The sequence below is a fragment of the Rhizobium sp. NXC14 genome (genome assembly GCF_002117485.1).
Lineage (GTDB): Bacteria > Pseudomonadota > Alphaproteobacteria > Rhizobiales > Rhizobiaceae > Rhizobium.
On sequence record NZ_CP021030.1, the window covers coordinates 1,231,185 to 1,256,283 of the forward strand.

Below are 25,099 nucleotides of genomic sequence, written 5' to 3' on the forward strand. Positions count from 1 at the left end.
TTTGGGGCAAGCCACCGCTACGGGTTAGTCCCTCCCCCTTGTGGGGAGGGGCTGGGGAGGGGTCTTCTCCCCGCGAAGTCGGGGAGGGGTCTTTATCCAGAGCAGGGAGGCCCGCATGAAAGCCTTCGCCGACCTCCTCGACCGCCTGGTCCTGACCCCCAGCCGCAACGGCAAGCTCAAGCTGCTCACCGATTATTTCCGCGATACGCCCGACCCGGACCGCGGTTACGGCCTTGCCGCCATCGCCGGCACGCTCGAAGTGCGAGACGTCAAGCCTGCCATGCTGCGCGACCTCGTGCTGGAGCGCATGGACGAGGTGCTGTTTCATTATTCCTACGACTATGTCGGCGATCTCGCCGAAACCATTTCGCTCGTCTGGGACAATGAGCGGGACATAGACCGCTCGGCCCTGGCTCAGCCGCGCCTGGGCGAGGTAGTCACCCGCATGAACGGTCTCGGCCGCACCGAAGTGCGCGCCTATGTCCGCGATCTGCTCGACCGGCTGGATTCCTCCGGCCGTTTCGCCTTCATCAAGCTGACGACCGGCGCGTTGCGCATCGGCGTTTCCGCCCGTCTTGCCAAACAGGCGCTGGCCGATCTCGGCGGCAAGGACGTCACCGAGATCGAGACTCTCTGGCACGGCCTGCAGCCGCCTTACGAGACGCTGTTCCAATGGCTGGCGGGCGGCGGCGACAAACCGGCTCTGGCGACACCGGCGATCTTCCATTCCGTCATGCTCGCCAATGCCGTGGAGGAGGGAGACCTGGCAGGTCTCGAGCCGACCGACTATGCCGCCGAGTGGAAATGGGACGGCATCCGCGTCCAGCTGTCGCGCTCCGGCGACAGGCGCAAGATCTATTCCCGCTCCGGCGACGACATTTCGGGCGCCTTTCCCGATATTCTCGACGCGATCAATTTTTCCGGCGTCGTCGACGGTGAGCTGCTTGTCGGCGGCACCGCCCGCTCCAACAGCCCGACGCGCACCTTCTCCGACCTGCAGCAGCGCCTGAACCGCAAGACCGTGACGGCGAAGATGCTCGACGATTATCCCGCCTTCATCCGCGCCTATGACCTGCTCTTCGACGATGACGAGGATATTCGCGGGCGCACCTATGTCGAGCGCCGCGAGCGTCTCTCCGATATCATCGAGCGCGCGCCCCATGATCGGTTCGACCTCTCGCCGCTCGTGCCTTTCTCCTCATGGGAGGAGCTCGATGCTCTGCGCGCCGCCCCGCCCGATCCGGTGATCGAGGGCGTGATGATCAAGCGGCGTGACAGCATCTACCAGGCCGGCCGGATGAAAGGCCCCTGGTTCAAGTGGAAGCGCAACCCCTACAATGTCGATGCGGTGCTAATGTATGCCCAGCGCGGCCACGGCAAGCGCTCCAGCTATTATTCCGATTTCACCTTCGGCGTCTGGGCCGATGACGAGGACGGCGAACAGCTGGTGCCGGTCGGAAAGGCCTATTTCGGTTTCACCGATGCCGAACTCGAATTGCTCGACAAGTTCGTGCGCAACAACACGACCGAACGTTTCGGCCCGGTACGGGCCGTCCGCGCCGACCGGGATTTCGGCTTCGTCGTCGAGGTGGCCTTCGAGGGCATCAACCGCTCGACACGGCACAAATCGGGGGTCGCCATGCGCTTCCCCCGCATCGCCCGCCTTCGCCCGGACAAGCCACCTTACGAGGCCGACCGCCTCCGCACACTGGTCGCCATGATCGATGCGAAGCCGGAGTGACCCGAGGCATGTCCCCAACGCTTGCGGCGGCTTGGGAAAGTCATCGGCCGGCCCACCTACTCGTCCCAGGGGATGATTTGAAGATCCGGCCACAGTTTACGCCAGCGCGCGATCTTCCTTTCATAAATCTCCCGGCCAATCTGTTTCTTGTTGGCGCGGACGAGCGGCGCTAATAGATCGGACAAGCCGTAGGGCGCGTATAGATCCACCCTGTTGTCCACCGGCCGAATGCCGACGGCGGCAGCCGTTGTCGGAAAGGTGGTGATCGCATTATCCGTGGAGGTGTAGGGCATAATCACATGCCCGAATTTTTGCCCATACCAAAGATGAACTCTCGCCTGGTTCTTCACATCGATCCAGACAGGCAGATCGGAGAACAAGCTCCGGATACGGACCGAGTGGTCTGCTTCCGCGCTTTCGGACAGGTCATTGTCATCGAAATAAATAAGATCGATGTCATCGATGCCGTGATCGTGGACGAAGTCGAAGGCGTGGTTCCAGACCGTCTGGGCAATCGCGCCGGCGACAAGGCGCCCATCGGGCAAGTCGATTTCGTCCCAGCGTTCGAGCACTGTCGAGAGCAGCGGACTCTTCGAAATGATGGCCTGGAGTTCCATCTGCGGCTTCGGCATTGATTCCCTATTTCGCTTACGATCTGACTTCCGGTGCAGATTGTTGCGATAGGCTTTGCGTTGCAACCTGTGCAACAATGACGCAGGGCAATATTTTCAACATCATGTGTATTGGCGGCATCGTTTTTCCGATGCAAATCTGGCGTGCCGGGGAAATGATTTGGGTGCCGCGTCATGAGCTCGCATGAACAAAATTCCTTTTTCCGCCAACGCCGCGCCGTGCTGGCGGGACTTGCCGGCGCGCTCGTCCTGCCGCGCATGGCGACCGCCTTCGATGTCCCCGACGAGCCGCGCCTTGCCAAGCACGACTATGCCGCGGTCCGCCGCCGCTTCCGCACGAAACTCCTGCAAAAGGGGCCGGCGCCGGATAAATACGAACCGCTGACCGCGCCTGCCGACGCCGAGAAGATATTCTACCGCTCCGGCTATGGCGGCGAGCTAGAACTGGTGGCATGGGTTTCCCGGTACAAACGCGAGCGCACTGCCAAGCCGGCCGTGCTCTTCCTGCATGGCGGCAATGCCATGGGCATCGGCCATTGGCAGCTGATGAAGCCCTACATGGATGCCGGCTATGTCGTGATGATGCCGTCGCTGCGCGGCGAAAACGGCCAGAGGGGCAATTTCTCCGGCTTCTACGATGAGGTCGACGATGTGCTTGCCGCAACCGAGCGCCTGGCGCATCTGCCGGGCGTCGATTCCGGCCGCCTGTTTATCGCCGGCCATAGCATCGGCGGCACGCTGACCATGCTGACGGCGATGAGCAGCCAAAAATTCCGCGCCGCCGCGCCGATTTCGGGCAATCCGAACGCCTTCCGTTTCTTCAGCCGCTATCCGCAGGACATCCGCTTCGACGACAGCGATGCGCATGAATTCGAGGTGCGCTCGGCGCTCTGTTACGCCCACAGCTTCAAATGCCCTATCCGGGTCGTCCACGGTACGGAAGAGTCACATTTCAACGACCGCGCCGATCTGCTCGCCCGCCGCGCCCGCGCCGCCGGCGTCCATATCGAGACCGACACCGTCGCCGGCAACCACACCTCGGCGTTGCCGGCCGAGATCGAACAGAGCATCCGCTTCTTCCACGGTGTGGCGGCGTAAGCTTCGCGCCCCCCTTGAAGTCATTGGCGCATTGCTGAATTTGGCGGAAGTTGTAGTCTCTGATCATGGCTGGCAACATATTCTTCGGCGCAGCAGCCGTGACCTTGCTCGTTGTGCTCTGGCTGATGCTTCCGCTCATCACGAGCCGTCGTGACTTGCTGAAAATGAGCCCGGCCGAGCATGGCTGGTATGCAAAGCGGATTTTTCCGCTGATGCTCCTATTTGCCGCGTTTTCGACCGTAGGGAGCTTGGCTCGGCAGTGGGGGTGGCCCTGAGGTGTGGTTGCTTTGGCGGCGTTTCGGGGACTTGCTTAACTTCCGGCTTTTCCCAACGCCAGCCTCGCGCCAGCCGCGAATGCCATCCTCCCGGCAGATATCGCTGTCTCGCCGATCGTTGATAAGGGTGGTTCCATGAAATTTCTGCGTCGCGTTCTGCCGATTGCCGGGCTTATGATTGCTGTCGCGCCGCTCAGCGGCTGCAACATCCTGATCCCCGATGTCGCTGCCGATTCGCCCGCCCGCTTCGTCCAGGAAACCTCGCCGGTCTTCTATCAGCCGCCGGGCGTCGATCCGCGCCGGGTGCGGCCGATCCCCGATCAGCCGGTGCCGCAGACGCGCGAGCTTTACAAGACCCAGTTCCACCAGACCTACGGCCTGCCGCTCACCAATCCCGTGCATATGGCGATGTATGGCGAGCAGCGCGTCGAGGATTTCACTCTGCCGGCGATCCCGGTCAGCCGCATCCAGCCGCAGTTCCTGCGCCAGGAGGTCGATTACCAGACGACCGAGCGCCCTGGCACCGTCGTCGTCGATACCAAGGCGCGTTTCCTCTATTTGGTCGAGGCTAACGGCAAGGCGATGCGCTACGGCGTCGGCCTCGGCCGCGACGGTTACGCCTGGTCGGGCCGCGGCGTCATTCAGTGGAAGCAGAAATGGCCGCGCTGGACGCCGCCGGTCGAAATGGTCTCGCGCCAGCCGGAAGTCCGCGCCTTTTCGGCGGAAAACGGCGGCATGAATCCCGGGCTTCAGAACCCGCTCGGCGCGCGCGCCATGTATATCTTCAAGGACGGCCAGGATACGCTCTATCGCATTCACGGCACGCCCGACTGGCAGTCGATCGGCAAGGCGACATCGTCGGGCTGCGTGCGCATGCTGAACCAGGATGTCGTCGATCTCTACGACCGGCTTCCTGCCAAGGCCGAGATCGTTGTGATGTAGCGCTGCAACAGCGCTCTTCATATCGTCGGCTCCGGCCGGAACACGTCTGCGTGAAGCTATGGTTTATTTGGCGCAAGCCGATAGATTTCCTGGTGTCGTTATTCCAGGATTCCCGCATCAAAAGGAAATCAGTCCCGCGTCATGAGTTCCGATAGACATCTTTCCCGCCGCAGCTTTCTTTCCCTTTCGGCTCTGACGGCAGCCTCTGCGCTCACCGGCTGCGCCTCCTCCGTCAACACAGTGACATCGGGCGATACTTCGATCATTTACCGCTCGCCCATGCGCCTGTTCCAGTCGCCTGGTGCCTCCAGCGTGCCGAGCGGGCCTGAGCTTGCCGTCATGTACGGCCCGATCGAGGACGGCGGCTTCCTCATTCCCGCCGTTCCCTATGAAGAGATCGATCCGCGCTATTATCGACAGCGTGTCCTCGACCCCACCGGCCAGCCGCCCGGCACCATCGTCGTCGATACGCCGTCGCGTTTCCTCTATCTCGTCCAGGCCGATGGAATGGCGATGCGCTACGGCGTCGGCATCGGCCGCGAGGGTTTCGCCTGGCAGGGATCGGGCGTCATCCAGTGGCGTCAGAAATGGCCGCGTTGGAAGCCGCCGAACGAGATGGTTGCCCGCCAGCCGGAACTGGTCAAATACTCGATCGAGAACGGCGGCATGGAGCCGGGCCTGAAGAACCCGCTCGGCGCCCGCGCCCTCTATATCTTCTCGAACGGCGAGGACACGCTCTATCGCCTGCACGGCAATCCCGACTGGCGCTCGATCGGCAAGGCCGTCTCCTCGGGCTGTGTCAGGCTCTTGAACCAGGATATCATCGATCTCTACGACCGCGTTCCGACAAAGGCGCCGATCGTCGTCTGGCAGTGACGCCGCCGGGGCGGTCGTCAGTCGGCCGCCTCTGCTCACCGCTCGGAAAAGTTTTATTTTCGATTTAGCATTGCTTAATTCGGTAAAAGGCCTACATGGTGCCTATCGAATATGCTCGTGACCTTTGTCCATGCGCCAACGCGCTTCGTCAGATCTCCTCTCAGCATCGATATTTCCCGCGGATATTCTGCCACGGGTGCACTCAAACGGTTGAAAAGGAAATCGTTATGAATTCAGGCGTAGTCAAATGGTTCAATGGCACCAAAGGTTTCGGTTTCATTCAGCCTGATGACGGCTCCACGGACGTTTTCGTCCATATTTCGGCAGTCGAGCGCGCTGGCATGCGCGAACTCACCGAAGGCCAGAAGGTCCGCTACGACCTGGTCCGCGACAAGCGTTCCGGCAAGAGCGCGGCCGACAACCTTCAGGCCGCATGATTGTCATTCGCCTTGGTTGACCACAGATTGCGGCGCGCTGACCACGGATGTACTGGCAGCGCGCTGACCGTCAAAGGCAGCTTGGTGGCTGAATGACTGGAAGAGGTCGGGTTCAAGCCCGGCCTTTTGTTTTGAAGTTGAGCAGCCGAAGAGTTGAGGGACGCAGAATGAGCAGACCAAGCTACAAGGTCGGCGACATGATCGTGCTGAAGTCCGGCCTGACCCGCACGGCAAAGGCAGACAAGCGATGCCGGATCGCCAGCATCCTGCCCAACGATCACGGGCACGTGCAATATCGCGTTCAGTTCACCGGCGAGAATTTCGAGCGCCGCATCACCGATGACGATATCGACATCGGGGAATCGCCACGGGCGGCGTCACTTGAGGCGGCCGCCAAAGCCGATGATGCCGAGCCGTGGCTGAAATTTTCGGGAATCCGCATGGGCAAGTAGCCCGCCGTTTTTTATCATATGACAGCGGCCTCGCCGCCGACAGGAAGGATATTCGCTTGCAGGTACTCGTTAGGGATAACAATGTCGATCAGGCGTTGCGCGTGCTTAAGAAAAAGATGCAGCGTGAAGGGCTTTTTCGGGAAATGAAAGCGCGCAGCGCTTATGAGAAGCCGTCGGAGAAGCGTGCCCGCGAAAAGGGGGAGGCCGTCCGCCGCCAGCGCAAACTTGCCCGCAAGAAGCTGCAGCGCGAGGGCCTGCTGCCGGCGCCGAAGAAGGCTGTCCGCGCTCGCTGATCCGGCCGTGGCATGCCGGCCCTATGTCACGGGCCGGTCGCCACATCTCGGCCTTGTGGAAGTACGTCCCGGCCGTAAAATGATGTTGGCATCCGAAATGCAAGGATCAAACGCCGACACTACCCGAGAAAGGGGGCACATGACCGCCACCAAGGGAGAATTCTTCAACCCCGCCAAGCTTTCGTCTCGCGACAAGGCCGAAGCGACCGATCACACGGCCCGCGCCATCATTGCCGCCGAGGCATCGGCGCGTGACAAGAAGACGGAGAAGCTGAGGGCGCTTCGTCTGCAGCAGGCCGCCGAAGACGCGGATGCCGCACCTGCGCCTGCAAAAAAGCGCCGCACGACGGCGAAGGCCGCCACTCGGCGGTCCTGATCCCGCCGCAGACGTCATACCGGCTTGGGGCAGGGGCTTTCAGCCGTCGCCGGCCCGGCCGAGATTGGCCCGCAGCCGATGCAGCATGTCGCGCATCTCGGCCATTTCCTCGATCGTGCAGCCGGCGGCTTTTCCGATCGCCGTCATGATCGTATCGACCTCTGACTTCATCGCTTCGCCTTTCGGCGTCAGCGACACGATCACCTGTCGCTCGTCGCGCAGATCGCGGATGCGCTTGATCAGCCCGCTCTGCTCCAGCCGTTTCAACAGCGGCGACAGCGTGCCGGAATCGAGGTCCAACTGCTCGCCGATCGTCTTCACCGGTAGTGCGCTGCGTTCCCACAGCACCAGCATTACCAGATATTGCGGATAAGTGAGGCCGACCCTGTCGAGGATCGGTTTATAGGCGCGGGTAAAAGCATGCGCCGTCGCGTAGACGGCGAAGCACAGCTGCTTTTCCAGCCGCTTCTCTTCCTCAGGTATTTCCATCGTCTTTACCGTTTGCGCTTTCATATCCGTCATCCCCGAGGCCGCGATTGTCCTCTTTCCATTCGTGAAATGCAATTTGCAAAATTAACTTGCGTACAATTTGATTGTGCGATAGTAAAATTCCAACCCGATCGAAGGGCCGACCAAAGGAGATCGTCATGCCTATTCTCTATACGACCAAAGCCTCTGCCACCGGCGGCCGCGCCGGCCGCGCCGTTTCCGAAAACGGCGTTCTGGACGTGACACTGACCGTTCCCAAGGAACTCGGCGGTGACGGCGCGACCGGCACCAATCCCGAACAGCTCTTCGCTGCCGGCTACTCCGCCTGCTTCCTCGGTGCCTTGAAATTTGTTGCAGGCCAGCAGAAGGTCAAGATTCCGGAAGAGACGACCGTCTCCGCCAAGGTCGGCATCGGCCCGCGCGAAGACGGCACCGGCTTCGGCATCGAAGTAGCGCTGACGGTCGATATCCCCGGCCTCGACCGCGAAACCGCCGAAAAGCTTGCTGCCGCGGCCCACATCGTCTGCCCCTACAGCCACGCAATGCGCACCTCGACCGAAGTTCCGGTCACCGTCGCCTGATCACGGCGATTCAGCGCCTTGGAATTGCCCCTCACCCTAACCCTCTCCCCGTTCTGACGGGGGGAGGGGACGTGCCCTGCGAAAGGTCGGCTTGGGACGGAGAGGTTACGGCATATCCCTTCTCCGCGTCAAAATGGGGAGAAGGTGCCGGCAGGCGGATGAGGGGCAGGTCGCCCTAATCGCCCGTCGCCCGTCCACTTTGACGCGGCCGGCCCGACGCCTCAGCCGGCTTCGGCGCTTCCACCGTCACCCCCGACAGCGCCTGCAGATCCTGCCGCAGCCGTAGAACGCCGCCCGGCAATTCATCGTCGAGGGCCGCATGCGTGCTTTCCCAGATCGGCAGTGCTCTTGCCAATACCGCCTTGCCTTCTGCGGTAAGGCTGAGCAGCCGGCCGCGCCTATCCCTGGGGTTCTCCACCACTGCCACCCAGCCCCTGCGCTGTAAGGGCTTCAGCGCCGCCGTCAGCGTCGTCTGGTCCATGGCGAGCAGGGCGGCGACCGGCCCCATCGGCGGCGGTTCCGGCCGGTTCAGCGACATCATCAGGGAAAACTGCCCGTTGGTGAGGCCGGTCGGCCGCAGCGCATCGTCGAACAGCCGGGCAAGCGCGCGTGCCGCGCGCTGCACATGGAGGCAGAGGCAGGTGTCGCGCACCATCAGCGTCGTCGAAAAGGGAAGCTCGATCGAATTTGACATGCTCATTTTATATTGATATCAATGTAATTAGTCAAGGAGAAGGGGATGAGCCGGCTCGCCGGCAGCGCCGGAGGAGGGCGCATTTCATGCAGAACGAAGTTGTTTCCCGTGAGGAATGGCTGGATGCCCGGCGTGCCCTGCTCTTGAAGGAAAAAGAGGCGACGAAGCTGCGCGACAGCATTAACGCCGAGCGCATGGCGCTGCCTTGGGTGAAGGTCGACAAGGACTATGTCTTCGAAACGCCCGAGGGAAAGAAATCGCTCGCCGATCTCTTCGATGGCCGCAGCCAGCTTCTGATCTATCATTTCATGCTCGGCCCGGATTGGCAGGCAGGCTGCCCCGGCTGCTCCTTCCTGTCGGATCACGTTGATGGCGCGCTGCCGCATCTCAACCATCACGACGTCACCTGGGTGGCCGTTTCGCGTGCTCCGCTCGACAAGATCGCCGCCTACAAAAGGCGCATGGGCTGGAAATTTCCCTGGGTCTCGTCCTTCGGCAGCGATTTCAATTTCGATTATCACGTCTCTTTCAGTCCGGAGGATCTTGCCAAAGACAAGGTCTTCTACAATTTCACCTCTATCGAGCCGGCTGAGGCGCATGACGAACTGCCGGGCCTTAGCGCCTTCTACCGCAACGACAGGGGCGAGGTCTTTCATACCTATTCGAGCTACGCCCGTGGCCCGGAGGAACTGATCGGCACCCTGATGATCCTCGACCGCGCGCCGAAGGGCCGCAACGAGGAGAGCACGATGAATTTCGTACGCCGCCATGATGAATATGAGGATGCTGCGACGACATCGTCCTGCTGTCACTGAGCCATCAAACATCTGGGATATCGTCATTCGAAGGGAGGAGAGCATGATGAAGGCCGCCGAAGTACTGAAAGAGCATTCCTTTTTGGAAAGACTTGTCGGCGACTGGAGCGTCACCGCACCCGAGATGTCCGACGGCCACGACTGGACGGAGACCGTCCGCTCCCTTCACGGCATCTGGTTCGTCGCCGAAGGGACCGGCCATATGCCCGACGGCAAGCCGGCCACCACGATCCTGACGCTCGGCTACAACGCCGAGAAGGGCAAATATGTCGGCAGCTGGATCGGCAGCATGATGGACTATATGTGGGTCTATGAGGGCGAGGTCGACGCCTCCGGCAATGTTCTCGACCTCTATACCACTGGACCCGACTTCAGCGGCGATGGCCTTGCCGATTACCGCGAGCAGATCACCTTCATCGACGACAATCGCCGCACTTTCACCTCCAGCGCCAAGCAGGAGGACGGCTCGTGGAAGCAGTTCATGGAAGCGCGTTACATCCGCAAAATCTGACAATCACGACGCCCAAGCGAAAAGGCGGCGTCAGAAGAGGGAGAGCATGATGTCCAAGACGCATGGAAAGTTCATTTGGTGTGAGCTGATGACATCAGACACCTCAGCCGCCGCAAAATTCTACAGCTCCGTCGTCGGCTGGACCACCTCGGACATGCAGGTGGAGGGCGTGCCGACCTATACGATCTTCGAGGCGAACGGCATCGGGGTCGCCGGCCTGATGGAGTTTCCGGCCGAGCTTGAAGGCCAAGGCATTCCGCCGAACTGGACGGGCTATGTCGGTGTCGACGATGTCGATCAGACGGCGAGAGATTTCGCCGCCAATGGCGGCGCAGTCCGCCGGCCGCCCCAGGACATCCCGACCGTCGGCCGCTTCGCTGTCGTCGCCGATCCGCATGGCGCCGTCATCTGCATCATGACGCCAGCGCCGATGGAACAGACCTGGCCGGAACTCGCCCCCGACGCGCCCGGCAACATCGGCTGGCACGAACTCTATGCCGGCAACGGCAGGGAAGCTGTTTCCTTCTATTCCAAGCTGTTCGGCTGGACGAAGGATAGCGAGATGGATATGGGGCCGATGGGCGTCTATTACCTCTTCTCCCATGACGGCCGGCAGATCGGCGGCATGATGACCAAGCCCGACAGCGTGCCCATGCCCTGCTGGAGCTACTATTTCATCGTCCCCGCCATCGATGCGGCGATCGAACGCGTCACATCGGGCGGCGGCAAGGTCGTCAACGGCCCGATGGAAGTCCCGGGCGGTAGCTGGATCATCCAGGCCACCGATCCCCAGGGCGCCTTCTTCTGCCTGGTGGCGCCGAAGCGGTAGCGATATTGGCGGTAGTACCGTGAGGCCCCCTCATCCGACCCTTCGGGCTACCTTCTCCCCGATGGGTAGAAGGGGAGTTGCGGCAGCGGCCTCTTCTTGCCGCTGCCGTTTGCGATGGAGGAAACAGTACGGCATATCCCTTCTCCCCTCGGGGGTCCGAAGGACGGGCGAGACCCGCGGCTCGCCCCGGTGCATGCCGGCAGGCAGATGAGGGGGCCACACGGCACGCCGCCAACGCTAATCATCCGGCAACCGAATCAAAAAAACCCTCCGGGCTCTCCACCTCCACCAGCCGCTTCTTCTCGATCAGCCAGAAGCGGTTTCCCACCGCCCGCACGAAGCTGCGGTCGTGCGATACCAGCAGGCAGCTTGCTTCATGCGCCATCAACTCGCTTTCCAGCGCCTCCTGGCCTTCAATGTCCAGATGGTTGGTAGGCTCGTCGAGCAGATAGAAGTTCGGCTCCGTCAGCCTTAGCACCAGCATGCCGAGCCGTGCCTTCTGGCCGCCGGAAAGCTGGCCGATCGGTTTTGCCTGCATATCGATCGTCATGCCGGCCCCGGCGAGCAACGCCCGCGCCCGCTGGTCGCCGACATCGAAGCGGCGGATGATCATGCCGATCGGCGTATCCTTGTCGGCAAGATCGGCAAGCGCCTGGTCGCCATAGCCGAGAACCAGCGACGGCGTCGCCTTGATCCCATCCTGCCCGGCCTCCGGTCTCTCGACCGCCTGTTTCAGCATCGACACCAGCCGTGACTTGCCGGCGCCGTTGAGCCCGAGCAACACGATGCGGTCGCCCTGGCAGATGAACTGACGACCGGTCTTGAACAGCAGCGTCCCGTCCGGCGTCGTCACCGCCGCGTCTTCCAGTGTCACCAGCACCTTGGCATGAGTGCCGCGGTTGGCAAGCCGAATGGCGCCGGCCGAACGTTCGAGATGCGCCGGTCTTGCCGCATCCTCCAGCTTCTCCGCCCGCTGCTTCAGCTGCTTCGACTTGACGACGAGCAGGTCGCTGCCGGAATTGATGCCGATATTGGTGAGCTTGGCGGCCTGCTTGCGCAGTTGCTCCGCCGCCTTCATGTCGCGCTCGTACCGCCGTGCCTCCGAGGCATCGATCTCGTCGAGGGCCGCGCGTGCCCTGCTATAGGGGAGCGCAAAGACCGGCGATTGCTCCGGCCGCAGGAACAATGTCCGGTTGGTCGTCGCATCGAGAAAGGCGCGGTCATGGCTGGAGAGGATGACCGGCACCTCGCGCGGCAGCGCATTCAACCAGCTTTCCAGCTGCGCGATCCTCTCGAGATCGAGATGGTTGGTCGGCTCGTCGAGCAGAAGCACGTCGGGCTCGGTGACCCAGTTGCGGGCAATCATCGCGAGCCGCTGCCAGCCGCCGCTCAAATGCTTCAGCGGCCGGCTGCGCATGGCCTCCGGCACCTCGAGCGATTCCAGCACGAGGTCAACGCGCCAACTCTCGCTTTCGGCCTGATCGGCCGGCAGCGCCTGCAGCACTGCATCATAGAACGGCGTGTCGAAAAGGGCGGCCGGCACATTCTGCGCGACATGGCCGATCGTCAGCCCCCGCGCCTTGGTGATCTCGCCCTCGCTCGGCTCCAGCGCGCCGGTGATGCAGGCAAGCAGGGTGGATTTCCCGCGCCCGTTGGCGGCTACGAGGCCAATGCGGTCGCCTGAATTGACGACGAGATTGAGGTTGGAAAACAGCGGCTTGCTCAGCGCCACGCCGAGATTGCGGATATTGATGAGGGTCATGTTCGTTCTCTGGTCCTGACCGGGAGCAGATGCAATCGGTGGCATCAGGCCATCACGGATTGCGTCTTTCGGGCCCGGGAATAAGAGGAATGCGCGCAGTCATCTGACGGCGGCGCATCGGCCACGAAGGGCAGACCAGGAAGAGAGTGCGTGCGTCTCTGGTCAGCCCTGCAAACGCATTTGCAGGGCGTTGACGGGACCACGCTGGCGATGATGCCGGAAATAATACTGCATAGCGTGATCCTCCTTTCTCGAAAGGGTTGCAGGATGGAAATACCATTGCCCGAAAAAAGAGGCAAGGGCGGCATAATCAGCCGCCGCTGAGTGGAGGGGTGGCTCGGTGTCCGGTACTCAAGAGAGCCCCCTCGGGCTTCGCACCTCAGCATGAGAGAGATTGGAGGATGCCGCGCGCTCATAAGCGGGGGGACAATGCCAGCCGCCGTGTTATGCCGATGTTTTCGAGAAACGCCTCGTCGTGGCTGACGACGATCAGCGCCCCGTCATAGGCGCTGAGACCTGCCTCGACCGCCGATATCGAGTCGATGTCGAGATGATTGGTTGGCTCATCGAGGATTAGCAGCGGCGGCGGTGCGGCGCCGAGCGTGCAGGCAAGGCCTGCGCGCAGCAATTGGCCACCGCTGAGCGTCGAGACCGTCTGCAGCGCCGCATCAGCCCTGAACATGAAGCGGGCAAGCGCGGCCCGACAGGTGTTTTCATCGGCTTGCGGGTTGATCCGGCGGAAATTGTCGCGGATCGAGGCTGACGGCTCGAGAAGGCTCACCTTCTGATCGAGCATGGCGAAACCGGTCATTACCGAGACGGTGCCGGCCCGGGGCTTGAGCTCGCCGGTGATGAGCGCGAGCAGCGTCGTCTTGCCCGAACCGTTCGGTCCGGTGATGGCAATACGTTCCGGTCCCGTCACGTCGAATGAGAGATTGTGGATGACGGGTTCATCTGGCAGATAGCCTGCCGTCACGCCGTCGATCTTCAGCACGATCTTGCTGGCCGGCAGCCCCGTCGCCGGCAGGCTCACCGACAATGGCTGCAGGATCTCGATCTTCTCGCGCGCCGCCTTTGCCTCTTCGAGCGCCTGGGTGCGCCGTCTTTCGGCAAGACGCGCATTGTCGCCGCCGGTGGTTTCGCTTCGCTCCTTCATGCCGCCGAGCATGATGCGCGGAATGCCACCCTTGGCGGCCATCTTCCGCCCGGCGCTGTCCCTGTGTGCCTGACGCTCCACGTTCGCCTGCGCCTTCCTGGCGACCTCCGCCATGCGCCTTTCGGCATCGGCAAGATCATGCGCTGCGGCGGCAAGCTCGAGGGCCTTGCGCTCGCGGTAATGGCTCCAGTTGCCGCCGTAGCGCGTCGCGCCAAGCGACGTCAGTTCGACGATCTGGTCGACGCTTTCGAGCAGTTCCCGGTCATGGCTGACGACGACGGCGCCGGCCCGCCAGCCTGAAATCAATGCGATCACCGCCGCGCGGCCGTAGCGATCGAGATTGTTGGTGGGTTCGTCGAGCAGGAGGAAATCCGGCTCGCTGAAGATGAGCGCAGCAAGCGCCGCACGTGTACGCTGCCCGCCGGAGAGTGCGGCAAGCGGCGTCTCCGGCTCCGCGTCGAGTCCCGTTCGGTTGAGCGCAGTTGCGATGCGTGCCTCCAGCGACCAGTCCGCCGAGGCAACCTCGTCGGCCGTTGCCGCGCCGGCTTCGGCACGACGCACAAGTGCGAGCGCCGCGGCCACGCCGAAGAGATCGGCGATGGTTTCGTCGGCCGCAACCTGAACGCTCTGGCGCAGCATGCCGAGGCTGCCGCTGATCGATATCGATCCCGACTGCGGCCGAATATCGCCGGAGATAAGCTTCAGCAGCGTCGTCTTGCCGACGCCGTTGCGTCCGACAAGACCGCTGCGGTCCCTGCCGAAACTGAGATCGAGATCGGAAAAAAGCGGCCGCCCGTCAGGCGTGGCCCAGGAAATTTGCGAGAGAGTGATGGATGCAGACATCGATAGGGATTTCCCCGTTGGCAAAGCGAACTGGCATTGCGATCGGGTTGAAATCCATTGCTGCACACATCCTGTTGAAATGGTCGATGGCGGGGAATTTAGGGGAGGAAGGCGTTGGGTTCAAGGCAAAGTGGCGATTCTGCATTCTTTCAAGCAGACCTGATGGCTGCCCCTCTCCCTGTAAACGGGGCGAGGGGGACGTGCCACGCGAGAGCTTCGTGAGGGTCGGAGAGGTCGCGGCCTGGTCCCTTCGCCCCGCGAGCGGGGAGCAACCATGTTCAATTTTTCCGGTATTGGGGCGTCCATTCGGTCTTTCGAAAGAGGATTGTGTTGGCGAGAACGATGAGTTTTCGGGCGACGGCTATGACGGCGCACAGGTGTTCCTTTCCGTTCTGACGCAAGCGCGTGTAGAAAGCGGCGAGATCCGGATTGTGCCGGGTTGCCGTGAATGCGCACATGAATAGGCTCTTTCGCAGGCGTTCGCGACCACCCTGGATGCGGCGTCTGCCATGATACTTTCCGCTATCGTCGTCATAGGGTGCGACGCCGGCAAGGGCGGCGATCTCGGCGCGGCTGGCATGGCCGAGTTCGGGCAGCCGAATGATCAGGCACAGGGCGCTGCGCAGCCCGATCCCCTTGATGGAGATCAGCAGATCGAGCCGTTGCGCCAGGTCGCAATCGTCGCGAACCGTCTTTTCGAGCCGCAGCAGATGGGCCTTGCGGCAGGTTTCGAGGCGGGCGACCTCGCGCAGGTGGCGGCGTTTGATCGCCTCCGACAAGGCGGTCTCGGCAAAGGTCTTGACCAGCGCGATCTGCTGCTCGATCTGTTCCAGATAGGTCAGTTCGGCGGCCAACTTGTCGAAGCGTGCGTCCGGCAGCGCCGGCAACTGCTCGAGACTTGCCGTGAACAACGCAATCAGCACGGCATCGAGCCGATCGTTCTTGGCCCGCTTGAGCCGGCTCTTGGCAAAGAAGCGCAACTGCGCCGGCTGCAGACGCGCCGCCGGCCGCTTGCCGGCCCGCAGATGCGCCAGCAGCCGCCATTCATAGCCGCCGGAGGCTTCGAGGCCGATGCGGCTGACGTCATGCTCTCGAAGAAAGGCGTCAAGCGCCTTCAGGCCAGCGGTGTCGTACGTGACCCTCAGCCTTGCCTTACCGGGATGGAGGGCAATGTCGAGATGGCTTTTGCCGACATCGATTCCGGCACAAATCATGCTATTATCGGTCATCTTCGTCGTCCCTGTCTTGGATACGAACCCCAAGGTTCCTGCAACCACACGGGCCAGATGAAGAGCCGGTTGCGATCCTGCTCCCCACAGCCCAAAACGGCTAAGAAGGTGACGATCCGACAACCAGCTGCCGGGCGGGCGGCCACCCGCCCGGCAAGCATCAATATCCTACATTTTTTTCATCCAAGAAGGTGCCGGCAGGCGGATGAGGGGCTCAAGCGCGCTGCCGCGGCAAATGCCTACCGCTTCAAGCTCCCCAGGATCCCGCGCACCAGCGCCCGGCCCACCTGGGTGGCGACCGTTCTGGCGACGCTCTTCATCGCCGCTTCCACCACCGTTTCTCGCTGGTAGCCGGATCGACCGCGCGATTGGCCGCGGCCCTGGCGGTTGTCGTCATCGCCGCCGAAGCCCGGCAGGTTCCAGCCGGAGGTCGTGCCCGGCTGTTCGGCCGCTTCTTCCTGCGCCCGCTTGGCGGCCTCTGCTTCCGCCGCCTTTTTTGCCCGCGCCGCCAGCATCTCGAAGGCGGATTCGCGATCGACGTCTTCGTCATAGACGCCGAGGACGGGGCTCCTGTCCATCACCTGCTGGCGCTCGCCATCGCTCAGAGGGCCGACGCGGCCCGACGGCGGGCGGATCAGCGTGCGCTCGACGATCGACGGCGCGCCCTTGGCCTCCAGCGTCGAGACCAGGGCCTCGCCGGTACCGAGATTGGTGATGACGGTGGCGCAGTCGAAGGCCGGGTTCGGGCGGAAGGTATCGGCCGCCGTCTTCACCGCCTTCTGTTCGCGCGGCGAATAGGCGCGCAGCGCATGCTGGGCGCGGTTGCCGAGCTGGGCGAGCACCGTTTCCGGCACGTCGAGCGGGTTCTGCGTGACGAAATAGACGCCGACGCCCTTGGAGCGGATCAGCCGCACCACCTGCTCGACGCGTTCGATCAGAACCTTCGGCGCGTCGTTGAAGAGCAGATGAGCCTCGTCGAAGAAGAAGACCAGCTTCGGCTTGTCGGGGTCGCCGACTTCCGGCAGTTCCTCGAACAGCTCGGACAGCAGCCACAGCAGGAAGGTGGCATAGAGCCGCGGGTTCATCATCAGCTTGTCGGCGGCAAGCACCGAGATCTGACCGTAACCATTGGTGTGGGTGCGCATGATGTCGGAGATCTTCAGCGCCGGCTCGCCGAAGAAATGCTCGGCGCCTTGCTGTTCGAGCACCAGCAGCGCCCGCTGGATGGAGCCGACCGAGGCCTTGGAGATCAGGCCGAACTGGCTGGAAAGCTCGGTGGCATTCTCGCCCATATAGTTCAAAAGCGAGGTGAAATCCTTGAGATCGAGCAGCGGCAGGCCGGCCTCATCGGCGATCTTGAAGGCGATGTTGATAACGCCTTCCTGCGGCTCGGAAGCGTCCATCAGCCGGGCGAGCAGCAGCGGCCCCATCTCGGCGACGGTGGTGCGCACCCGATGGCCCTTCTGCCCGAACAGATCCCAGAAGATCACCGGAAACTGGTCGAATTCGTAATCGGTGAAACCGATCTGCTCGGCGCGCTTGGTGAGAAAATCCTTGGGCTCGCCTTTGGCGGCGATGCCGGAAAGATCGCCCTTGATATCGGCCGCAAAGACCGGAACGCCGGCCCGCGAAAAACCTTCGGCCAGCACCTGCAGCGTCACTGTCTTGCCGGTGCCGGTGGCGCCGGTGACGAGACCGTGGCGGTTTCCGAACTTCAGGTCGAGATATTCCGGCTTGTTGATGCTGTCGTCGGGATTGCGGCTCGCGCCGATGAAAATCTTGCCGTCCTCGATCATCGCAATCTCCCTTCGGCCCTGCCGCCGTTTGTTGAGAAGGTCTGGCTTCCGCCGCCTTCATCGAACCATTGTTTCCCTGTTATAAGCAGGCAGGCGAATGCGGACAACTGTTTGCATCGAAAGCGAAACCGCTGGCTTGAGTTGCATTCGAATCTCGATTAACGTTGACGTTAACGTCAAAAATATGAGGAGGCTGACGATGAATGGAATTGTGACTGAAATCGCCGATCGGGTGGGCATTTCCCCGGAGCAGGCGGAGAAGGCGCTCGGCATGATGCTCGGCTTCCTGCAGCGCGAGGCCGCCGACGGCCCCGTTGCCCGGATGATCGAGGCCATCCCCGGCGGCGCGGATCTCGTCGCCCAGTTCAATGGCGCGGGTGCCGGCGGCGGCGGTCTGCTCGGCGGGCTGATGAGCTCGCTCGGCGGCGGCGGCATCATGGGGCTCGGCCAGCAGCTTATGGGCGAGGGCCTCGGCATGGGCGAGATCACCTCGCTCGCCAAGGAGACCATTGCGATCGCCAAGCAATATGCCGGCGAAGAGGTCGTCGACGAAGTCGTCGCCTCCGTCCCCGGCCTCAGCCAGTTCGTCTGAACGACGACAGAACGGCAAGAGCCCCGCGCCGCCGCTGCGGGGCTTACTTTTTCGCTCCTCTAGAAGCTCGTCACTAATGTCGCGTCCGCGCGCAAACACCCCCAGTATGATAACGTCATTGCCGCTGACCGAAAAAGCCACGCTGACGCTGCGCCGGTAGCCGACAATCCGCAAGCCGGGAATCCGGCTATCGCGCACCGTGCCGCGTTCCGGAAAAGTCTCAAGGGCCTCGATGAAGGTGATGATTCCGTCGACGAAGCCGCCGGCGATCCCCGGTCCAGCCTCAACGGCGATATCGGTATAGAGCTTGTCGAGTTCGGCTTCTGCCTTGGGGTGATAGATAATGCGGTAGGCCATGCCTACTTGGCTTTCGCCGCATCGTGCCGGCGCTTTGTTTCGAAGCGCGCCCGCACCTTTTCGGCGGAAATTCCAAGGCTCGGCGTCTTCACCAGCTCGTCATAGCGCGCCGGAATTTCTTCGTTAAGCCAGCGATCGCGGGCCGCCTCATGATCCTCCAAAAGCCGTAGGCCGGCACGGACGATCTCGCTGGCATTGTTGTATCGGCCGGACTCCAACTGCTTCCGAACAAATTCCTCGTAGTGCTTTCCAAGCGCAACGTTGGGCATAGCTTTTCCTTTCGCTGCATCAATATGCGACAATCCCTCGTTTATGGCAATAGATGTCAAAAAGTGACCGATATGAAGCGATTGCTCCGGATCGACTTGCCTCGCAGCCTCTGCCCGCTATATGCCCTTCGCCCATCGGATGAAAGAAAACTGCATGACCGTCTGGCGCCCGCCGCAGCAGATCAGGGTGAAGGTGATCGGCCTTGCCTGGCGAGAGAACCGCTTGCTCGCCGCGGAAGTGGAAGATGACAGTGGCCGCATCAAGGGTGTCCGGCCGCTCGGCGGCTCGATCGAATTCGGCGAGACGCGCGAACAGGCCCTGCACCGCGAAATTCGGGAGGAGCTCGGGACTGAAATCCGCATCGTCGGCCCCTGGCATATTCTCGAAAATATCTTCGAACACCATGGTTCGATCGGCCACGAATTCATCTTCGCCGCCGATGTCGAACTGGCCGATCAAGGCCTCTACGAGCGCGATGAGATCCGCTATTGCGAACTGGACGAAACGGCGGCGACGGCGCGCTGGTTCGGCCGCGACATGGTGCGTGACGCCGGGCTCGATCTCTATCCGACGGGCCTCGAGACGGTTCTCTCGCGATGGCGTGATTGAGCCTTAGTGACGTTGCGAATCTGCTCGCCAAACTTTGATCGCCCGTACTCGCTCCAGAGGGAACAAGGGAGTAGAATTGCTGTTTCTGCCGCATCGTTGACATCAGAAGGAACAGCATCATGCGCAGGTTCATTGCAGCAACGTCGATCGCTCTCCTCAGCCTTTCCGGTCCGGTTCTTGCCCAATCGAACATGGGCATGGATGCCAGCGGCCGCTTTGATGGCACGCCGCCGCTCGGCACAGCGCCGGGCGCGGAGCCGCAAGCCGGGCTGGTCATCCCGCTCGACTCGATCGAAACAGGCAGCGTCGACAACGGTGTTCCGAGCGGCCGCGTCGACTGGGCGCGCTGCCCGCCGCGCAAGGCCCGTGGCGCGCTTGCCACGCAGGGCGGCAACAGCGGCGCCTCCGTCAGCCCGGCGTGCCGCGAAGGTCAATGATCAGGCACGCCCTATTTGCCGTTCTGGCTGTCGCGGTGCAGGATGACCCCGAGTTCGTGCCATTTGCGTCCGTCGCGCTCGATGAGCTCGTCGGCGCAGGTGGGACCCATGCTGCCTGGCGAGTAAGCTTCGGGCGTGCTCGGATCCTTGCTCCAGATGTCAAGGAAGGGCTGCACCGCCGCCCAGCCGGCCTCGATGCCGTCGGCGCGCTGAAACAGCGTCTGGTCGCCGATGAAGAGGTCGTAGAGCAGCGATTCGTATCCGGTCGTCTTGCCGATATCGAACTTGTCGGCATAGCGGAAATCGAGGGACACGGGCGTCGTATCGACCGAGAGCCCCGGCGACTTGATTGAGATTTCCATGCTCAAACCCTCGTCCGGCTGTACCTGGATTACCAGCCGGTTCGGCGGCAGGCGGCGATTGACCTCGGTCTCGCGAAACTGCGCGAAGGGCACCGGCTGGAAGGTGATGACGATCTCGGTGTCGCGTGCCGTCAGTGCCTTGCCGGTTCTCAAATAGAAGGGCACGCCGGCCCAGCGCCAGGTATCGGCATAGAGCTTCAGCGCCACATAGGTCTCGGTCCGGCTGTCGGGCGAAACATCCTTGCTGTCGCGATAGGCGGGAAGATCGACGCCGTTCAACGAGCCGGCCGCATAGGCGCCGCGCACGCCATGCGTCTTTGCCTCCTCGGGCGTATAGATGCGCAGTGCCTTCAGCACCTTGCTCTTCTCGTTGCGGATCGCTTCGGCATCGAAGCTGTTCGGCGGTTCCATGGCAATCATCGCCAAGAGCTGGAAGAGATGGTTCGGCACCATGTCGCGCAGCGCCCCCGTGGCATCGTAGAATTTGCCGCGGCCGCCGACATCAACGACCTCGGCGGCAGTGATCTGCACGTGGTCGATATAGCGGCTGTTCCACAGCGACTCGATGATCATGTTGGCGAAACGCGCCGTCATCAGGTTCTGCACCGTCTCCTTGCCTAGGAAATGATCGAGCCGGTAGACTTGGCTTTCGCCGATCCGGGTGAGGATTTGCGCATTGAGCGCCCGCGCAGAGGCGAGATCGGTGCCGAACGGCTTCTCGATCGCGACGCGGCGGAAGACGCCCTCGCTTTCATCGGTGAGCCCATGGGCGGCAAGCTTCTCGACGATGGTGCCGAAGAAGGATGGCGGCACCGCGAGATAGAAGGCGGCATTGGCGTTCGGCCCCAGCCGCTTGCCGATTTCGACAAAGATGTCATCCTTGGTAAAATCGCCCGACATATAGGAAATGCGCCGGCGCAGGCTCTCCCAGGCTTGGTCCTTGACCGTCTGCTCGTCGCCGTTCAGACGATTGAGGAAGGCATCGAGCCGCCCGCGCAGGAATTCGTCGTCGCCCGCTTCGATGCCGATGCCGAGAATGCTGAGGTCCTCACCAACGAGGCCCTGGCGCGTCAGGTTGATGATCGCCGGCACCAGGAGGCGGCGCGTCAGGTCGCCCGTGGCGCCGAAGATGACAAGGGTGACCGGCGGGGTAGGGGCAGCGTGCATGTGTGTCGTCTCCGATTTTGCCGCCGACTATAATGCCTGCCGGTTTCGCGGCAACATAACTGGCGAGATGTAACGCCCATTTGACACACTGGGGCGGCGGGAGTGCCGAGAGCCGGTGAGTTGCAGCGGGCGTGGCGATGTCAAGGTTGGCGCTCAGCCAAGCAGCCTCAACCCATACTCAGTTTCGGACGAGAGAAGCATAGAACCACTCGATGAAGACGCGGACGATTGGCGTCGCTTGAGCCTCGGATCGGCAGGCCACATAGACCGCGTCATTGGCCGGAACCGTAAGATCGAATGGCGCGACCAGCTCGCCCCGTGCAATCATGTGCGCGGTGGTGATGTTGTCGCCGAGCGCAATGCCATGGCCGTACATGGCGGCCTCGATCGACAGGCGCGCGTCGCTCATCATGTGCTGGCGCGCCGGCATCGCAACGCCGGCTGCGGTGAGCCAGGTGTTCCACTCATTGCCGCGATCGGCATGCAGGAGCATGTGGTCGCGCAGATCGCGCAGGGAGCGCAACGGCCGCCTGTTCATGAGGGCCGGGCTGGCGACGGGGAAGAGCTCCATCCGGCTCCAGAGGCGCGACCAATAATTGGGCCAGTTGCCGCCGCCGTAGAGAATGCACAGGTCGACATTCGGGGAACTCAGATTTTTCGGGTCATTCGAGGCGCGCAGGTCGAGTTGAATATCGGGGTATTGATCGGTGAACTCCTGCAGCCGTGGCATCAGCCAGAGCGACAGCACCGCCGCAACACAGGTTACCCGCAGCGTGCCGCCAGTCGCCGGCCGGGTCATCGCGGCTTTCGCTGCTGCGATCTCCGAAAATGCGTTGGAGACGACCGGCATCAGCAACGCGCCCTGGCTGGTCAGCTTCAACCATTTGCCGCCGCGCTCAAACAGGCGCACGCCGAGCGATTCTTCCAAGGTGCGTATCTGATGGCTGATCGCGCCGTGGGTGACATTCAACTCGCGTCCCGCGGCGGAAACCGATCCATGGCGGGCAGTTGCCTCAAACGCACGCAGCGGGTTGAGGGGTGGCAGACGGCTGGACATGAGGCAAACGACCTGTGAGAAAAACTTGCATGAAACTGTAGATTAATATCAATTGATTTTCCAGCGAGCTTGCCGTTCAATCACTGAAGAAGCCATCGGCCTCTGCGGCAGAGCTGCAGCCGAGGACCGATTTGCCATCCTGATCGCAGCATCGTCATCCTCAAGAAGGCCGTCATGTCCTGGAATGAAACCAAGCTTTCCGAACTCCGAACCAGATATGGCGACAACCACGGCGGTGAATTGCACCATCCGGAGTTCCGCAAGGTAGCGGAGAAGATTTTTAACAAGAGCGGCACCCGGCTCGCGCCCTATTCGGGAATCCCGACATTCCTCTCCGCCCCGCTGATGCAGGTCGACAACGAGAATCCGGATTTCGGTGATCTGCAGGTGGCGATCCTCGGCGTGCCCATGGATCTTGGCGTGACGAACCGCCCGGGCTCGCGCTTTGGACCGCGCGCGTTGCGCGCCATTGAGCGCATCGGTCCTTACAACCATGTGCTCGGCTGCGCGCCGGTTCAGGAACTGCGCGTGGCAGACATTGGCGACGTAGCGTTTCAGAGCCGCTACCGGCTGGAATTGTCACATGAGGATATCGAAAAACGCGTCGCGCAGATCGTTGCCGCAGGTGTGCTGCCGCTCTCGGTAGGCGGAGACCACTCGATCACCCATCCGATTCTGCGGGCCGTCGGCAAGGAGCGGCCGGTCGGCATGATCCATATCGACGCCCATTGCGACACCGGCGGTGCTTACGACCTGACCAAGTTCCACCACGGCGGACCGTTCCGCAACGCCGTGCTCGACGGCGTGCTCGACCCGACGCGCGTGATTCAGATCGGCATTCGCGGCTCGGCTGAATATCTCTGGGAGTTTTCTTACGCCTCGGGCATGACGGTGATCCATGCCGAGGAGATCTCGGCAATGGGCATCCCTGCAATCATCGAAAAGGCGAAGGCCGTCATCGGCGATGGACCGACCTATCTTTCCTTCGACATCGACAGCCTCGATCCTTCCTTCGCGCCGGGCACCGGCACGCCGGAGATTGGCGGCTTCACCACCCGCGAGGCGCTGGAGCTCATCCGCGGCTTCAAGGGCGTGAACCTGGTCGGCGGCGATGTCGTCGAGGTCGCGCCCCAGTATGACGCTACCACCAACACAGCCCATGCCGGCGCGCAGATGCTGTTCGAAATATTGAGCCTGATGGCGTTCAGCCCGGCAATCCGCCGTACCGCCTGACGGGCCTGGCCGCAGCTCAAGGCCAGGAACGACAAGAAGGCCGCAAAGGCCTCGAATACATTGAAAGAGGGAAGCGGCGTGCCGCATCGGTTAGGAGAAAGACGATGACGAAATTGACAATGAACCGCCGCACCATGCTCGGCGTCGGAATAGGTGCTGGTGTAGCCATGTTGGCGATGCCCAATGTGCTGCGCGCCCAGGACAAGTCGCTGAAGGTCGGTGTTTATGGCGGCTACTTCAAGGACTCGTTTGACAAGAACATCTTCCCGGAGTTCACCAAGGCGACCGGCATCGCGGTCGAATCCGTCGCAGAGCCGACCGGCGAGGCCTGGCTGGTGCAGATGCAGCAGGCAGCCCAGGCAGGTCAGGCGCCGGCTGACGTTTCGATGATGTCGCAGGTGTCGATGCGCAAGGGCCAGGCCACAGAGCTCTGGGCTCCGCTCGATCTCGCCAAGATCAAGAATTCCAGCAGCCTGCTTGAGCGCTTCATCAACAAATATCCGGATGGCCGCGTCGCCGGCATCGGCGCGGTCTCATGGTTCATCACCCTGGTCACCAACACAGATGTCTACAAGGAAGCGCCGACCAGCTGGACAGCGCTGTGGGATCCTGCCAATGCCGACAAGCTCGGTCTGCTGGCGCTCGTGTCCAACTCCTTCCTGCTCGACGTGACGGCAAAGACCTATTTCGGCGGCGCCCAGGCCCTCGACACTGAGGAGAGCATCCTCAAGGTCTTCGCCAAGCTGGCCGAGCTGAAGCCGAATGTCCGACTGTGGTATCGCGACGAGGCGCAGTTCGAACAGGCGCTAAAGTCGGGTGAAATCCCAATGGGACAGTATTATCACGACGTGACCGGCCTCGCCGCCGCGGACGGCCAGCCCGTTCGCTCGACGTTCCCGAAGGAGGGCGGCATTCAGGACGCAGGTTCGTGGGCGCTGTCGAAGGCGTCGAAGAAGACGGAAGAGGCGCATATCTTCATCGACTATATGTGTCAGCCGTCCATCCAGGCCGTGCTGTCACGCAAGGTGGGCACGTCGCCAACGGTGAAGCGCGAAACGACCGATCTGACCGAGAAGGAATTTGCGGCGGTTTCCTCCGACATCGAACCGATCATCCCACACTACGACATGTACCTCTCCAAGGCCGACTGGCTGAACGAGAAGTGGACGGAAATGATCGCCAGCTGAC

The 25,099-nt window shown here is 62.2% G+C and carries 27 protein-coding genes and 1 pseudogene; 17 read left to right on the forward strand and 11 right to left on the reverse strand.

The features are described from left to right. Positions 1–115 precede the first annotated feature (115 nt). Entirely contained in the window at positions 116–1,741 is a 1,626-nt protein-coding gene (locus NXC14_RS06060; RefSeq protein WP_085777393.1) for a cisplatin damage response ATP-dependent DNA ligase, read from the forward strand. A gap of 56 nt (positions 1,742–1,797) precedes the next feature. Here the strand turns inward: NXC14_RS06060 and NXC14_RS06065 are convergent, their stop codons facing one another. Then, on the reverse strand, positions 1,798–2,373 hold the full coding sequence (locus NXC14_RS06065; RefSeq protein WP_085777394.1) for a nucleotidyltransferase family protein: 576 nt from the start codon (positions 2,371–2,373) through the stop codon (positions 1,798–1,800). 174 nt (positions 2,374–2,547) lie between these two features. On the opposite strand from NXC14_RS06065, the gene NXC14_RS06070 reads away from it, so the two are divergent. The 7 genes from NXC14_RS06070 (at position 2,548) to NXC14_RS06105 (ending at position 7,122) form a co-directional block, all read left to right on the forward strand. Beyond that, positions 2,548–3,471, forward strand: a complete 924-nt coding sequence (locus NXC14_RS06070) for an alpha/beta fold hydrolase (protein ID WP_085777395.1) — start codon at positions 2,548–2,550, stop codon at positions 3,469–3,471. Positions 3,472–3,881: 410 nt separating this feature from the next. Beyond that, the gene (locus NXC14_RS06080) at positions 3,882–4,688 is read left to right on the forward strand and encodes a L,D-transpeptidase (protein WP_085777397.1); all 807 of its coding nucleotides are present in this window, start codon (positions 3,882–3,884) and stop codon (positions 4,686–4,688) included. Between the two features lie 141 nt (positions 4,689–4,829). Beyond that, positions 4,830–5,564 carry a L,D-transpeptidase gene (locus NXC14_RS06085; RefSeq protein WP_085777398.1) on the forward strand — a complete coding sequence of 245 codons (735 nt, stop codon included), beginning with the start codon at positions 4,830–4,832 and terminating at the stop codon, positions 5,562–5,564. A gap of 227 nt (positions 5,565–5,791) precedes the next feature. Continuing rightward, positions 5,792–6,001 carry a cold-shock protein gene (locus tag NXC14_RS06090; RefSeq protein WP_085777399.1) on the forward strand — a complete coding sequence of 70 codons (210 nt, stop codon included), beginning with the start codon at positions 5,792–5,794 and terminating at the stop codon, positions 5,999–6,001. Between the two features lie 167 nt (positions 6,002–6,168). Beyond that, the gene (locus NXC14_RS06095) at positions 6,169–6,453 is read left to right on the forward strand and encodes a cold-shock protein (RefSeq protein WP_085777400.1); all 285 of its coding nucleotides are present in this window, start codon (positions 6,169–6,171) and stop codon (positions 6,451–6,453) included. Between the two features lie 56 nt (positions 6,454–6,509). Next, a complete protein-coding gene (rpsU, locus tag NXC14_RS06100; protein WP_011424510.1) occupies positions 6,510–6,746 on the forward strand; it encodes a 30S ribosomal protein S21 in 237 nt (78 codons plus the stop codon). Between the two features lie 139 nt (positions 6,747–6,885). Continuing rightward, a complete protein-coding gene (locus NXC14_RS06105) occupies positions 6,886–7,122 on the forward strand; it encodes a hypothetical protein (RefSeq protein WP_085777401.1) in 237 nt (78 codons plus the stop codon). A 39-nt stretch (positions 7,123–7,161) separates the two neighbouring features. Here NXC14_RS06105 and NXC14_RS06110 read toward each other — a convergent pair whose 3' ends face one another. After that, entirely contained in the window at positions 7,162–7,644 is a 483-nt protein-coding gene (locus NXC14_RS06110; protein WP_085777402.1) for a MarR family transcriptional regulator, read from the reverse strand. A gap of 125 nt (positions 7,645–7,769) precedes the next feature. On the opposite strand from NXC14_RS06110, the gene NXC14_RS06115 reads away from it, so the two are divergent. Then, a complete protein-coding gene (locus tag NXC14_RS06115; RefSeq protein WP_064837534.1) occupies positions 7,770–8,192 on the forward strand; it encodes an organic hydroperoxide resistance protein in 423 nt (140 codons plus the stop codon). 175 nt (positions 8,193–8,367) lie between these two features. On the opposite strand, the gene NXC14_RS06120 is transcribed toward NXC14_RS06115, so the two are convergent. After that, positions 8,368–8,886, reverse strand: coding sequence for a MarR family transcriptional regulator (locus tag NXC14_RS06120; RefSeq protein ID WP_085780006.1), 519 nt, complete (start codon positions 8,884–8,886; stop codon positions 8,368–8,370). A gap of 86 nt (positions 8,887–8,972) precedes the next feature. On the opposite strand from NXC14_RS06120, the gene NXC14_RS06125 reads away from it, so the two are divergent. The 3 genes from NXC14_RS06125 to NXC14_RS06135 are packed head-to-tail and all read left to right on the forward strand — an operon-like array spanning position 8,973 to position 11,041. Continuing rightward, a complete protein-coding gene (locus NXC14_RS06125) occupies positions 8,973–9,701 on the forward strand; it encodes a thioredoxin family protein (RefSeq protein ID WP_085777403.1) in 729 nt (242 codons plus the stop codon). 43 nt (positions 9,702–9,744) lie between these two features. Beyond that, complete coding sequence (locus NXC14_RS06130; protein WP_085777404.1) at positions 9,745–10,212, forward strand: DUF1579 domain-containing protein; 468 nt, start codon at positions 9,745–9,747, stop codon at positions 10,210–10,212. A 49-nt stretch (positions 10,213–10,261) separates the two neighbouring features. After that, the gene (locus NXC14_RS06135; protein ID WP_085777405.1) at positions 10,262–11,041 is read left to right on the forward strand and encodes a VOC family protein; all 780 of its coding nucleotides are present in this window, start codon (positions 10,262–10,264) and stop codon (positions 11,039–11,041) included. Between the two features lie 241 nt (positions 11,042–11,282). On the opposite strand, the gene NXC14_RS06140 is transcribed toward NXC14_RS06135, so the two are convergent. The 4 genes from NXC14_RS06140 to NXC14_RS06160 form a co-directional block, all read right to left on the reverse strand. After that, positions 11,283–12,803: an ABC-F family ATP-binding cassette domain-containing protein gene (locus NXC14_RS06140; protein ID WP_085777406.1), complete on the reverse strand. Its 1,521-nt coding sequence runs from the start codon at positions 12,801–12,803 to the stop codon at positions 11,283–11,285. A gap of 412 nt (positions 12,804–13,215) precedes the next feature. Then, a complete protein-coding gene (locus tag NXC14_RS06145; RefSeq protein WP_085777407.1) occupies positions 13,216–14,802 on the reverse strand; it encodes an ABC-F family ATP-binding cassette domain-containing protein in 1,587 nt (528 codons plus the stop codon). A gap of 278 nt (positions 14,803–15,080) precedes the next feature. Then, on the reverse strand, positions 15,081–16,031 hold the full coding sequence (locus NXC14_RS06155; RefSeq protein WP_085777409.1) for an IS110 family transposase: 951 nt from the start codon (positions 16,029–16,031) through the stop codon (positions 15,081–15,083). A gap of 239 nt (positions 16,032–16,270) precedes the next feature. Continuing rightward, positions 16,271–17,827 (reverse strand): helicase HerA-like C-terminal domain-containing protein, encoded by a 1,557-nt coding sequence (locus NXC14_RS06160; protein ID WP_085777410.1) that lies wholly within the window; start codon positions 17,825–17,827, stop codon positions 16,271–16,273. A 199-nt stretch (positions 17,828–18,026) separates the two neighbouring features. Between NXC14_RS06160 and NXC14_RS06165 the strand changes: the two genes are divergently transcribed. Beyond that, positions 18,027–18,419: a hypothetical protein gene (locus tag NXC14_RS06165; RefSeq protein ID WP_085780007.1), complete on the forward strand. Its 393-nt coding sequence runs from the start codon at positions 18,027–18,029 to the stop codon at positions 18,417–18,419. A gap of 51 nt (positions 18,420–18,470) precedes the next feature. On the opposite strand, the pseudogene NXC14_RS06170 reads toward NXC14_RS06165, so the two are convergent. Further along, positions 18,471–18,776: pseudogene (locus tag NXC14_RS06170) on the reverse strand (type II toxin-antitoxin system RelE/ParE family toxin); the annotation flags it as partial. Positions 18,777–18,778: 2 nt separating this feature from the next. Then, complete coding sequence (locus NXC14_RS06175) at positions 18,779–19,045, reverse strand: type II toxin-antitoxin system ParD family antitoxin (RefSeq protein ID WP_085777411.1); 267 nt, start codon at positions 19,043–19,045, stop codon at positions 18,779–18,781. A gap of 154 nt (positions 19,046–19,199) precedes the next feature. On the opposite strand from NXC14_RS06175, the gene NXC14_RS06180 reads away from it, so the two are divergent. After that, positions 19,200–19,655, forward strand: coding sequence for an NUDIX domain-containing protein (locus NXC14_RS06180; protein ID WP_085777412.1), 456 nt, complete (start codon positions 19,200–19,202; stop codon positions 19,653–19,655). A 119-nt stretch (positions 19,656–19,774) separates the two neighbouring features. Further along, the gene (locus NXC14_RS06185; protein WP_085777413.1) at positions 19,775–20,092 is read left to right on the forward strand and encodes a hypothetical protein; all 318 of its coding nucleotides are present in this window, start codon (positions 19,775–19,777) and stop codon (positions 20,090–20,092) included. 11 nt (positions 20,093–20,103) lie between these two features. On the opposite strand, the gene zwf is transcribed toward NXC14_RS06185, so the two are convergent. Further along, entirely contained in the window at positions 20,104–21,621 is a 1,518-nt protein-coding gene (zwf, locus tag NXC14_RS06190; protein ID WP_085777414.1) for a glucose-6-phosphate dehydrogenase, read from the reverse strand. Between the two features lie 178 nt (positions 21,622–21,799). Then, complete coding sequence (locus NXC14_RS06195; protein ID WP_085777415.1) at positions 21,800–22,678, reverse strand: LysR substrate-binding domain-containing protein; 879 nt, start codon at positions 22,676–22,678, stop codon at positions 21,800–21,802. 174 nt (positions 22,679–22,852) lie between these two features. On the opposite strand from NXC14_RS06195, the gene speB reads away from it, so the two are divergent. After that, entirely contained in the window at positions 22,853–23,911 is a 1,059-nt protein-coding gene (speB, locus tag NXC14_RS06200; protein WP_085777416.1) for an agmatinase, read from the forward strand. Positions 23,912–24,015: 104 nt separating this feature from the next. Further along, a complete protein-coding gene (locus NXC14_RS06205; protein WP_085777417.1) occupies positions 24,016–25,098 on the forward strand; it encodes an extracellular solute-binding protein in 1,083 nt (360 codons plus the stop codon). Position 25,099: the final 1 nt, after the last annotated feature.